Source organism: Emcibacter sp. SYSU 3D8, assembly GCF_039655875.1.
In the GTDB taxonomy this organism is placed as follows: Bacteria; Pseudomonadota; Alphaproteobacteria; order SMXS01; family SMXS01; genus RI-34.
Window position 1 is genome coordinate 488,695 of the sequence record NZ_JBBYXK010000003.1, and the last position, 12,123, is coordinate 500,817.

Below are 12,123 nucleotides of genomic sequence, written 5' to 3' on the forward strand. Positions count from 1 at the left end.
CCCGCCCCGTTAAGCTGCGCCCCTGCGAATGAAGGGGAGGACAGAATTCATGGCGGCGGGCATCACGGCGTTCGGGGCATATATTCCGCGGTTGCGGCTGAACAGGGCCAGCATCGCGGCCGCGCACAAATGGGCCATGCCCGGCCTGCGCGGCATGGCCAAGGGCGAACGCTCCATGTGCAACTGGGACGAGGACGCCATCACCATGGCGGTCGAGGCCGCCCGCGATTGCCTGACAGGCCGCGATCGCTCGGACATCGACGGCGTATTCTTCGCCTCGACCACCCTGCCGTTCATCGACCGCCAGAACGCCGGCGTCATCGGCGCCGCGCTCAACCTGGAACACGGCATCTCGTCGCTCGACATCACCGGATCGCAGCGCGCCGGCACGTCGGCGCTGATCACCGCCCTGAAAAGTGCGGGCGAGGGCGACACGCTGCTGGTGGCCGCCGATGCGCGCAAGGCACAGCCGGCCTCATCGAGCGAGATGCAGTTTGGCCACGGCGCCGCGGCGCTGACGGTGGGCACCGGGAATATCGTGGCCCGGCTGGTCGGTAGCTACACGGTCACGACGGATTTCGTCGATCACTTTCGCGGCGAAGGCCAGGAGTTCGACTATGGCTGGGAAGAGCGATGGATCCGCGAGGAGGGCTATTCGAAGATCGTGCCCCAGGCGGTGAAGGCCCTGCTGGAAAAGACCGGCGTCGCCGGCGCGCAGATTTCCCGGTTCGTCATGCCCTGCACCATGAAGGGCATCCCGGACCGGATCGCCAAGGGATTCGGCATTCCGGCCGAGGCTGTCGCCGACACCCTCGGTGAGGTATGCGGCGACACCGGCGCGGCGCATGCGTTGCTGATGCTGGCCGCGGCGCTGGAGACGGCCAAGGCGGGCGATCTGATCCTGGTCGCCGCGTTCGGCCAGGGCGCCGACGCCATCCTGCTCGAGGTGACCGATGCCATTGCCAGCCTGCCCGGGCGGCAGGGCGTCTCGGGCGCGCTGGCGCGGGGCCGGAAGGAAGACGACTACATGAAGTTCCTGTCCTTCCAGGGCAACGTGAAGCTGGATTGGGGCATGCGCGGCGAGGTCGACAACAAGACCGCGCTCAGCAGCGAATACCGCAACAAGGAAATGGTCACCGGCTTCACCGGCGGCAAATGCTCGGTCTGCGGCACGGTGCAGTTTCCGCGGACCCATTATTGCGTCAATCCCAACTGCCAGGCCCTCGATACGCAGGAGCCCTACTCGTTTGCCGACAGTCCGGCGCGGGTTATGTCATTCACGGCGGACTGGCTGTCCTACAATCCCAGCCCGCCCTTCTTCTACGGCCAGGTGCAGTTCGAAACCGGCGGCCGGGTGCTGATGGGATTCACGGACACGGATGCGGGACAGATCGACGTGGGTTCCTCGCTGAAAATGATGTTCCGCATCAAGGACTATGACAACGACCGGGGTTATCGCCGCTATTTCTGGAAGGCGGCTCCGGTTTCAACAGGCAAGGAGGCCTGAACATGGCACGGGGAATTCGCGACAAGGTCGCCATCATTGGCATGGGCTGCAGCAAATTCGGCGAGCGCTGGGATTCCAACGCCGAGGACCTGATGGTCGAGGCGTTCAACGAGGCGTTGACGGACGCGGGCATCGAAAAGAACCAGATAGAGGCGGCCTGGCTTGGCACCGCTTTCGACCGGGTGCATGTGGGCGCCTCGGCGCTGCCGCTGTCGACGGCCCTGCGGCTGTCCAGCATTCCGGTCACGCGGGTCGAGAACATGTGCGCCACCGGCACCGAGGCGCTGCGCGGCGCCACCTATGCGGTCGCCTCCGGCGCCTGCGATATCGCGCTTGCCCTGGGCGTCGAGAAGCTGAAGGACACCGGCTATGGCGGCCTGCCCGCCGGTTCGCGCGGTCCGCTGCCCGATCTCTGGGTGCCGAACGGCTCGGCGCCGGGCAATTTTGCCCAGCTGGCCACCGCCTATTCGGCCAAGCATGGCGTCAGCGCCCAGGACCTCAAGGAGGCCATCGGCCACGTGTCGTGGAAGAGCCACCAGAACGGCGCCAAGAATTCCAAGGCTCACCTGCAGAAGGCGGTGACCATGGAGACCATCCTGAACGCGCCGATGATCGCCGAGCCGCTGGGCCTGTTCGATTGCTGTGGCGTCAGCGACGGCTCGGCCTGCGCCATCGTCACCACGCCCGAGATCGCCAAAAGCCTGGGCAAGCAGGACATCGTCTCGATCAAGGCGCTCCAGCTGTGCCTATCCGACGGTGTCGAGAGCGCCTTCAACACCTGGGACGGCAGCCATTTCGCCACCACCCGCGTGGCGGCGAAGAAGGCCTATGAGGAAGCCGGCATCAAGGATCCGCGCAAGGAACTCAGCATGATCGAGGTGCACGATTGCTTCTCGGTCACCGAGCTGGTGACCATGGAGGATCTGTATATCTCGGCGGAAGGCCAGGCGGTGAAGGACGTCATGGATGGCTTCTACGACGCCGACGGCCCCGTCCCGTGCCAGATCGACGGCGGCCTGAAGTGCTTCGGTCATCCCATCGGCGCCTCGGGACTGCGCATGATCTACGAGGTCTACCTGCAGCTGCTGGGCCGCGCCGGTCCCCGCCAGCTGAAGAACCCGACCTTTGGCCTGACCCACAATCTGGGAGGCGCGCCGCACGCCAATGTCTCGGCCATCTCGGTGATCGGCCGGTATAACTGATCGATGACCGGGCCCGCTGCGCCATGCTGCGGGCTCGGCACCTGGATTTGAAGAATGCCTGTTGAGCGGAAGGATGATCGTCGGGATTAGGGGCAGTGCCGCCGCAATGGCAAAACCCTAGCGCGCCTCCAACATGCCGATCTTGCCGATCAGTGTCTGGTACAAGGGGGGCGAAGCGTCGGCGGCCAATATGACATAGAGCGCCAGCAGACAGCGTTTGCGGTATTCGCCCAATGTGATGTGCCGATAGGTCCAGTCCAGCAGCGTCTTCATCTGGCTGTTCAATATCTGTCTGCTCAGTATTTCGGCGGAAATCGCTCCCTTCAGCTTACCCGAAATCTGCCCCCGGCGTATAATGCGCTGCTGTCCGGCCAACAACAGCTCGGTCAGTTCCTCGATTTCGGCCTTGTAGGCGCCCTGCCTCGACAGGTTGTCGAATGCGATGTTGGCCGCCCTGCGGAGCTCCTGTATTGCCGGATCGGCCAAGTCTGTCGTCACCATGACGCCGGCCTCGAGCTTTTCCAGAATATGCTCGTCATCGACCTTTTCCACCTGGCGTTCGATGTCGGCGACCATCTCGATGCAGATCTCGAGCATCAGCGTATTCTTGTCGCCAATCAGATTATAGATCGTGGTTGCGGACACATTGGCGGCCGCAGCCAGATTCCGCACGCTGAACGCCTCGGCATCGCTTCCCGCAAGCAGTTTCCTGGCCCGCGCCAGGATGCGCTGGCGTCTTTCATGCATGGCCTCCAACGTCTGCACTCGGATTTTTCCTTCCGTTCCGAATCGGAACAATGTCGATATCACCGTTACAATATACAAAGAAATGATTAAATTTATGATGAGGATCCTACGCCTAAATGGGTTTTAATATAAGGATTATAACGACAATCTTGGCAAAATGATTTGCGATCTAAAAATATTGACACAGTGTATCAGTATAAATTAGAGCTCAGTATAAATTGGTATGCCGGGTCATGGATCCAGGCACGCTGCCGCGGCACTCGATGGTGCGTCAGTTGGGCCCGGTGGACGATTTGTGGATGCAAGGAGAAGATGGCATGACCGATCTGGCCCACGACGCAGCCGCACTCGACTTCCTGTGTCCGGAGGAAATGTCCGATCCAAGCGTCACCATTCAACGGCTCTACGCCGGGGATCGCTGTCGTCTCTATGAAAAGTTCCTGCCTCCGTTTTTCGTCGTCTCGCGCTTCGAGGATGTAAACCACGTACTCATGAACCCCACGCGGTTCCTGAGCGGTCACGGCCAGGGGCCCAACTTCGTGCCGCCCGCCGGCATTGTCTCCGATGCGCCCATGCATACTTTTTTCCGCCGCCTGGTGCAGGACGACTTCAAACCCGGCGCAATCGCAAGACTGCGCCCGCGGCTCGAACGCATCGCCGATGAGCTGCTCGACGCCGTTGAAGACAAGGAGACCTGGGACCTTCACGACGATTTCTCCTTCCCCTTGCCGGTGACCATCATCTGCGAGATTTTTGGCGTGCCGACCGACGATCTCCGGCAGTTCAAGAAATGGTCGGATACCTCGGTTGCCGCGCTCTCCGCCCAGGACCCGTCCGCCTATGTGGAAGAATTGATGCGCATGCGCGATTACCTCGTCGCGTTGCTGCACGAGAAGCATGACGATCTTGACGATGAGGGTCTGCTCGCCCGCATTGCCCGCGCTCGGCGGGACGGGGCGGAACTGAGCGACGAAGAGGCGGTTTCGCTGGTTCTGCAGCTCTTCGTGGCAGGCAACGAAACCACCACTTCACTGATTACGAACGTGATGATGCGTCTCCTGGGCGACGGCTATCAGTGGGCGGATTTCTGCGCGGGCAAGATTGATATGAAAAATCTGATCAACGAAAGCTTGCGGTATGATCCGCCGCTGCTTGCCATGTTCCGAACCACGGCTGGTGACGAAACAATAGCGGGGACTCGGATCCCAGCCGGCACCAAGGTCATGATCCATTATGCTGCGGCCAATCGGGATCCAGACGTCTTCGAGAACCCCGAAACATTCGATGTGCACCGTCCGGTCAGAAAAATCACATCCTTTGCCCTGGGCGTCCACTTCTGCATCGGCGCGGAACTGGCCAAGCTGGAGGCCGAGGTGATGCTGGAGGCCTTGCGGAAGCGCTGCCCGAACCTCGAGATGATCGATGAGGGGGAGCGTATCGGACCGTTTCTGTTCTGGGGACGTCGCAAGTTGCCCGTCAGGGCGGCCGGCGGCCACTAGTCCGGACGTGTCCAGGACAAGCGTGCGGGCTTGCGCGGCGGGCCTGTTCGATACCGAAGCAAATGGGGAACGGACGATGGAATTGCGCAACAAGAGAATTATCGTGACGGGTTCAGCCCGTGGCATGGGGGCGGCAGCCGTTCGAGCCTATGTCGGCGCCGGCGCCAATGTCATCGGCATGGATCTCATGGACGAGGCCGGCGCCGCCATCGCCGTTGACGCGAACGCGAAAGGCCCGGGCACAGCGGACTATCTGCACGTCGACGTCTCCGACAAGGAAAGCGTGGCAACTGCTTTTGCCGAAGCGGTCAAGCGCTTGGGCGGGCTCGATGCGCTTGCCCATCCTGCGGCGATCCAGCGTTCGTCTTCAGCCAGTGATGTCAGCGTGGAAGACTGGGAACTCATGTTCGCCGTCAACGTGCGAGGGACAATGCTGACCAATCAGGCCGCGCACGGCTACATCAAGGCAGCCGGCGGCGGCGCCATCATCAATTTCGGCTCCATTTCGGGATTGCGGCCCGAGCCCGCAGCGGCGGCCTATTCCGCCTCCAAAGGCGCGGTTCACTCCTGGACGCGGACGGCGGCAGGCACGTGGGGTGCCGACAACATTCGCGTCAACGCCATCCTGCCGGCAATTGCGACTCCGATGCTGAAGGAAGCCGCCGCCCGCGCCACGGATGAACAGAAAGCCGCCGGCTATTGGTTGAATGTGAGTACGATCGCCATGGGTCAGGAATATGGCGACCCGGATCGCGACCTGGGGCCGGTAATGGTCTTCCTGGCTTCGGATGCATCGCGATTCATCACGGGTCAGTTGATCCCGGTCGACGGCGGTCAGACCAATGTTCGCTGATCGCCGAGACGGGGAAACACATCGGTTCACCGAGCGTTTATCCAACTGATACCCTCGTGACGCGCCATCAGATGCATCGCTTGCCCTGCCGGGTGCGCGGGGCGGCCCTTTCGTCATTGCCGGCTACCCGTACCCACCTGTTATCCCGACGGTGCGCGGGCTTGTTTTTCCCTCGAGGCGTCCCATTATCAGAATCATGGGGAAACATCGTGCGGCCTTGACGAGCACTCGCGCCACCGGGCGCTGGAGCGGCGTCGCATGAAGCCCGAAACGGACATCGGCACCCCCGATCTGGACCCTCGTCGCTACTGGCCATTGCTGCGCTACCTGGACAAGGCCGGCGCCGCCATCGCGCCGCTGCCGGACGGCCTCGATGACCGCGATATTCTGGTTTCGCTCTACCGGGCCATGGTAACGACACGGACCTTCGACCAGAAGGCCGTGTCGCTGCAGCGGACCGGTCGGCTCGGCACCTATGCATCGTCGCTTGGCCAGGAGGCGGTTTCGGTCGGTGTCGGTGCATCCATGCACAAGCACGATGTGCTGCTGCCGGCCTTCCGCGACCATGGCACCATGCTCTGGCGCGGCGTGACCATGACCGAGATTCTGCAATATTGGAGCGGCGACGAGCGCGGCTGCGACTTCGCCGGGCCGCGCGAGGACTTTCCCGTCGCCATTCCGGTCGCCAGCCAGGCAACGCACGCGGTCGGCGTGGCCATGGCATTCCAGCTTCGCAAGGAGCCGCGCGTCGCCGTCTGCATCGTCGGCGACGGCGCTACGTCGAAGGGCGATTTCTACGAGGCGATCAATGCCTGCGGCGTCTGGAAGCTGCCGGCAGTGTTCGTCATCAACAACAACCAATGGGCGATCTCCGAGCCCACGCGCATGCAGACCGCCACGCCGACCCTGGCGCAGAAGGCGGTGGCCGCCGGCATTGCCGGATCGCGGGTCGACGGCAACGATGTCGTCGCCGTGCATGATGTGGTGTCCCGGGCGCTGGACGAGGCGCGGCGGGGCCGGCCGCAACTGGTCGAGGCGCTGACCTACCGGCTGGGCGATCACACCACCGCCGACGACGCCCGCCGGTACCGGGACGATGCCGAGGTCAGCGCCCGCTGGCAGGAAGAGCCGATCCTGCGGCTGCGCAATTACCTGGTCGGGCGCGATTGGTGGGGCAAGGCGGACGAAGAGGCGCTGATCCGCGAGGTGCGGGCCGAGGTCGACAGGGCGGCCGAGGCCTATCTGGCGCTGCCGCCACAGGAACCGACCGCCATCTTCGACTACCTCCATGAAACCCTGCCGCCGTCACTGGCCGGGCAGCGCCGCATGGTGGAGGACGGCGATGGCTGAGATCACCCTGGTCGAGGCCGTGGCCATGGCGCAGGTGCGGGCCATGCAGGACGATCCCACCGTGCTGGTGCTGGGTGAGGATGTGGGCAGGGACGGCGGCGTATTCCGCGCCACCGACGGCCTGCTGGAGCGGTTCGGGCCCGAGCGGGTGATTGATACGCCCCTTGCGGAAGGACTGATCGCCGGCATGTCGGTGGGCCTTGCCGCGCAGGGCTTCCGGCCGGTCGCCGAGATCCAGTTCATGGGCTTCGTGTATCCGGCCATCGACCAGATCGTGAACCATGCCTCCCGGCTTCGGAACCGCACGCGCGGCCGGCTCAGCTGCCCCATGGTGCTGCGCATGCCCATGGGCACCGGCATCAAGGCGCCCGAGCATCACTCGGAAAGCATGGAGGCCATGTTCGCGCATGTGCCTGGATTACGGGTTGTCATTCCCTCGTCCCCGATGCGGGCCTATGGCTTGCTGCTCGCCGCGATCCGCGATCCGGACCCGGTGATCTTCCTTGAGCCCACGCGCATCTACCGCGCGGTTCGGGAAGAGGTCGAGGACCATGGCGAGGCCGCCGAGCTCGACCGTTGCTTCGTGCTGCGCGAGGGCGGCGACATCACGCTCGTCACCTGGGGCGCCATGACCCGCGAGACCCTGGCTGCCGCCGATGCGCTGGCCGAAGAAGGCATCCATGCCGAGGTGATCGACGTCGCCACCATCAAGCCGCTGGACGAAGACACCATCCTCCAGTCTGTCGGCAAGACCGGGCGCTGCGTCATCGTCCACGAGGCGGCGCTGACTGGCGGCTTCGGCGGCGAGATCGCCGCCCGCCTCGCCGACAGGGGCCTGCTCTCGCTGACCGCGCCGGTCCGGCGGGTCGCCGGCTGGGACACGGTCATGCCGCTGCCCCGCATGGAGGATCTGTACCTGCCCAGCGTCGCCCGCATCCTCAAGGCCGCGCGAGAAACGGTGAGCTACCAATGAGCCTGTTCAAGCTGCCTGATCTGGGCGAGGGCCTGCAGGAGGCCGAAATTGTGACCTGGCATGTGGGCGAGGGCGATCATGTGGTCGCCGACCAGCCATTGGTCTCCGTCGAGACGGAAAAGGCCGTTGTCGAGGTGCCGTCGCCCTGGTCGGGACGGGTTAAGGCCTTGTTCGCCCAGACCGGCGACACCGTCGCGGTGGGCGCCGACCTGGTCGACATCGAGCAGGAGATCGGCGCCGACACGGGGACGGTCGTCGGCAGCGTGTCGTCTTCTCCGGCCCCGCCAGCCGCGGCAAAACCCGCCCCGCCTGCCGCGGCGCGGGGCGAGGTGGTGAAATGCACGCCGGCTGTCCGGGCGCTTGCCCGTGACCTGGGCGTCGATCTGGCGACGCTCGCGCCCAGCGGCGCACACGGCCAGGTCACCCGCGAGGACGTGGAAGCCGCCGCCACCGGTGGTGCCAGGCACGAACCCGCCCGGGCCGACCTGGAGTGGCAGAAGGTGCGCGGCGTGCGCCGGGCCATGGCGCGCAACATGGCGGCGTCGGGCCGCTCGGTGGTGCCCGCCACCATCATGGACGAGGCCGATATTCACGGCTGGGCCGAGAACGCCGACGTCACCATGCGGCTGGTGCGTGCCATGGCGGCCGGTGTCGCCGCGTCACCCGGCCTCAATGCCTGGTACGACGCGGCGGGCGAGCGCTTGCTGGTTCATCCCGAGGTTCATCTGGGTATCGCCGTCGATACCGGGGATGGCCTGTTCGTGCCGGTGCTCAACGATGTCGCCAACCGCCCGCTCGATGACCTCAAACGCGGTCTCGAGGCGCTGAAGGCCGCGGTCCGCTCGCGGGAGATACCACTCGAGCATCTCAGGGGCCAGACCATCTCGCTGTCGAATTTCGGCACCCTTGGCGGACGTCACGCCCATCTGGCGATTGTCCCGCCCCAGGTCGCCATCGCTGGCGCAGGCCGGATCGTCCGCAAGGTGGTTCCCGATGGCGACGGCGTCGCCGTCCATCCGGTGCTGCCCATGTCGCTGACCTTCGATCACCGGGTGGTGACCGGCGGCGAGGCGGCCAGGTTCCTGATGGCGCTCATTCTCGATTTGGAAAAGAGCGGGTAGGAGGCGCATGATCAAAGGTCAGGCGCCGGGAACGAACGGCGCCCTGGGAGGCACGAAGGGATAGAGAGTTACTCAGGTACGAAAGAAGGAGAATGCGTCATGGAGATACCGCTGGAGATCGCCTTTGAAGGACTGGAGCCTTCCGAAACCGTGGCGGCCCGTGTTCGACAGGAAGCCTCCAAGCTGGAGCACTTCTACCACCGGATTACCTCGTGCCGCGTGGTCATCGACAAACCCCATCAGCATCACCAGAAAGGCAATGCCTTTTACGTCCGCATCCATGTGACCCTGCCCGGCGGCGGCGATGTGATCGTCAGCAAGGATCCCGGGCACCGGCGATCGCATTCGGACGTCTATAACGCCATTCATGACGCCTTCGCGGCGGCCAAGCGACAGTTGCAGGACGCCATGCGCAAGCGCCAGTTGCGCACCCGGCACCGCGAGGCGCTGCCGCCCGGTATCATCGCCAAGATCTATCCCTATGAGGGCTACGGCCTGATCGCCGGCCCGGGCGGCCGCGACCTGTACTTCGATCGGGACAGCGTGGCCGACGGCGCTTTTGAAAATCTCGAGGCTGGTCAGGAGGTGGTCTTCTCCGAAACCGTCGGCGAACATGGCGCGCAGGCGGTCGCGGTCCGCGTCATCGCGCCCCGCCGCGTGCACTGAAGGGCTGAACCGCGCCATTTCCCCATGGCCATTCGCCGGTGAAGCCACTAGTTTCGCGGGCGAACGGATAGATGGAGTGGGGACATGGCGCTCAAGCAACGCATCGCGGTCACATTGCCCGGCGGACCGAAGATTCAGGATACCGTCGAGCGGGTCAAATGGGCCGAGGCCAATGGCTATGACGATGCCTGGTTCGGCGATGGCGGCGCGCCGGATTCGCTGACCAGTACAGCGGCCATCGCGCATCACACCAGCCGTCTGCGCCTTGGCGTCGCCGTGACGCCGGTGTTCACCCGCACACCCGCCGTGCTCGCCGCCACCGCCAATGTGCTGGGCCAGATCCTGCCGGGCCGGTTCGTCATGGGCCTGGGCGCATCGAGCCAGAACATGATGGATGGCTGGCATGGCGTGCCGCTGCAGAAGCCGGTCACCCGCGTCAAGGAAACCGCGATCATGGTCAAGTCCATGCTGGCGGGTGAGAAGTCGAACTTCGATCTCGAGACCCTGCGCAGCCACGGCTACATCCAGCAGAAGCTGGACGTGCCGGTGCCGGTCTACATGGCCGCCTTGCGCTCGGGCATGATCGAAACCGCCGCCGAGTTCAGCGACGGCGTCATCTTCAATTTGTGGCCCAAGCGCGCCCTGCCCAAGATGATCGAGCATGTGAAGATCGGCGCCCGGCGCGCCGGCAAGGATCCGGACTCGGTAGAGGTGGTAAACCGTCACATGGTGCTGGTGACCGACGACAAGGAAAGCGCCCGGGCGCGCTTCCGGGCAGCCTTCGCACCCTATTACGCCACGCCGGTCTACAACAATTTCCTCGCCTGGGCCGGATATGAGGACGCCGCTGCCGTCATCCGCGAAGGGTGGGCGCAGAAGGACCGTAACAAGACCACCGGCGCGCTCTCCGACGAGATGGTGGATGAAATCGCCATCATCGGCACGGAGGCCGAGTGCCGCGAACGGCTGAAATGGTGCGCCGATACCGGCATCCATACCCATATCATCGCACCGCTGGGCGGCGCGACTTCCGAGGAGGTCGCGCGCACCTTCGCCGCGTTCACGCCGGACAACCTTAAATTGTAAATAGGGCTGACATGCTGCTCGCGCAGGATGAAATTGGTTCCAATTGTGGTCGAATTGTGTTGGATTGAGTCTTGAGATTCGGTACTTTAGACAAAATTTGAACGAATCCCATTGTTTGGAACTTGCGCGGGCGGCAGTGGCGGCCTGGTGTTTGTAGTATTGAAGCCGCCGGCAGTTCGGCCAGCGGCTGATGGGGGCGCGGGACCCGGCCCGCCTCGTCAAAATCCGGTGTGAAAGAGGCGCCTTGCGGCGCCTCTTTTTTTGTGCACGGCCCGGTACCGGCGCGACCGGCAGCCGGCCAGTCCTGTGCCGGGTCTGGTTGCCCGTTTGCCGGATTGTGCTGATAGCTTCTGCTTTTAGGTGTTATGATACCGCAACCGGAAGCCACGGCCTCGGGGAGGCCGACCGGGACCGGCAAAAGGGGAAATGGGATGCTCAAGAAACTGGGTGCGGAATTCATCGGCACGTTCTGGCTGGTGCTGGGCGGCTGCGGTGCGGCGATCTTTGCCGCGTCTTTCGGCGACTTTGGCATCGGATTTGCCGGCGTCGCCCTGGCCTTTGGCCTGACGGTCGTGACCATGGCCTATGCCCTCGGGCATGTTTCCGGTGGCCATTTCAACCCGGCGGTGACCATTGGCCTTTGGGCCGGTGGGCGGTGTCCGACGGGCGATGTCGCACCCTATGTGGTGGTGCAGGTGCTGGGCGCGATCGCGGCCGCGGGGGTGCTCTTCGTCATCGCCAGTGGTGAACCCGGCTTCGAGGTCGGCGGCTTCGCGGCAAACGGTTTTGGCGAACATTCGCCGGGCGGCTACAGCCTGGTCGCCTGTCTGGTGGCCGAGGCGGTTCTGACGGCCGGCTTCCTGGTCGTCATCATGGGCGCGACCGACACGCGGGCGCCTGCGGGCTTCGGCCCGCTGGCCATCGGGCTGTCACTGACCCTGATCCATCTGATCAGCATTCCCATCACCAATACCTCGGTCAATCCGGCACGCAGCACGGGGCCGGCGCTGATTGTCGGCGGCTGGGCGCTGCATCAGCTCTGGCTCTTCTGGGTGGCGCCGATCGTGGGCGGCATTATCGGTGCAGGCGTCTACCGGGCCCTGTTCGGCAGCAAGTAGG

At 64.2% G+C, this 12,123-nt stretch carries 11 protein-coding genes; 10 read left to right on the forward strand and 1 reads right to left on the reverse strand.

Annotation, left to right across the window (positions count from 1 at the left end; genetic code table 11):
* The first annotated feature begins 49 nt into the window (after positions 1 to 49).
* Positions 50 to 1,507: a 3-oxoacyl-[acyl-carrier-protein] synthase III C-terminal domain-containing protein gene (locus tag WJU21_RS13240; protein WP_346323916.1), complete on the forward strand. Its 1,458-nt coding sequence runs from the start codon at positions 50 to 52 to the stop codon at positions 1,505 to 1,507.
* 2 nt (positions 1,508 to 1,509) lie between these two features.
* Entirely contained in the window at positions 1,510 to 2,709 is a 1,200-nt protein-coding gene (locus WJU21_RS13245; protein ID WP_346323917.1) for an acetyl-CoA acetyltransferase, read from the forward strand.
* Positions 2,710 to 2,826: 117 nt separating this feature from the next.
* On the opposite strand, the gene WJU21_RS13250 is transcribed toward WJU21_RS13245, so the two are convergent.
* Complete coding sequence (locus tag WJU21_RS13250; RefSeq protein WP_346323918.1) at positions 2,827 to 3,474, reverse strand: TetR/AcrR family transcriptional regulator; 648 nt, start codon at positions 3,472 to 3,474, stop codon at positions 2,827 to 2,829.
* Positions 3,475 to 3,773: 299 nt separating this feature from the next.
* Between WJU21_RS13250 and WJU21_RS13255 the strand changes: the two genes are divergently transcribed.
* The 8 genes from WJU21_RS13255 to aqpZ all read left to right on the forward strand — a co-directional run bounded on the left by WJU21_RS13255 (position 3,774) and on the right by aqpZ (position 12,122).
* Entirely contained in the window at positions 3,774 to 4,955 is a 1,182-nt protein-coding gene (locus tag WJU21_RS13255) for a cytochrome P450 (protein WP_346323919.1), read from the forward strand.
* Positions 4,956 to 5,031: 76 nt separating this feature from the next.
* A complete protein-coding gene (locus WJU21_RS13260) occupies positions 5,032 to 5,808 on the forward strand; it encodes an SDR family NAD(P)-dependent oxidoreductase (protein ID WP_346323920.1) in 777 nt (258 codons plus the stop codon).
* A 258-nt stretch (positions 5,809 to 6,066) separates the two neighbouring features.
* Positions 6,067 to 7,158 (forward strand): pyruvate dehydrogenase (acetyl-transferring) E1 component subunit alpha, encoded by a 1,092-nt coding sequence (gene pdhA, locus WJU21_RS13265; RefSeq protein WP_346323921.1) that lies wholly within the window; start codon positions 6,067 to 6,069, stop codon positions 7,156 to 7,158.
* Complete coding sequence (locus tag WJU21_RS13270; RefSeq protein WP_346323922.1) at positions 7,151 to 8,131, forward strand: alpha-ketoacid dehydrogenase subunit beta; 981 nt, start codon at positions 7,151 to 7,153, stop codon at positions 8,129 to 8,131. Before pdhA ends, WJU21_RS13270 begins: the two co-directional genes overlap by 8 nt.
* Complete coding sequence (locus WJU21_RS13275; RefSeq protein ID WP_346323923.1) at positions 8,128 to 9,252, forward strand: dihydrolipoamide acetyltransferase family protein; 1,125 nt, start codon at positions 8,128 to 8,130, stop codon at positions 9,250 to 9,252. Before WJU21_RS13270 ends, WJU21_RS13275 begins: the two co-directional genes overlap by 4 nt.
* Positions 9,253 to 9,351: 99 nt before the next feature.
* Positions 9,352 to 9,918: an HPF/RaiA family ribosome-associated protein gene (locus WJU21_RS13280; RefSeq protein ID WP_346323924.1), complete on the forward strand. Its 567-nt coding sequence runs from the start codon at positions 9,352 to 9,354 to the stop codon at positions 9,916 to 9,918.
* Positions 9,919 to 10,002: 84 nt separating this feature from the next.
* Positions 10,003 to 11,004: an LLM class flavin-dependent oxidoreductase gene (locus tag WJU21_RS13285; protein WP_346323925.1), complete on the forward strand. Its 1,002-nt coding sequence runs from the start codon at positions 10,003 to 10,005 to the stop codon at positions 11,002 to 11,004.
* A gap of 431 nt (positions 11,005 to 11,435) precedes the next feature.
* The gene (gene aqpZ / locus WJU21_RS13290) at positions 11,436 to 12,122 is read left to right on the forward strand and encodes an aquaporin Z (RefSeq protein WP_346323926.1); all 687 of its coding nucleotides are present in this window, start codon (positions 11,436 to 11,438) and stop codon (positions 12,120 to 12,122) included.
* The last annotated feature ends 1 nt before the right edge of the window (position 12,123 follow it).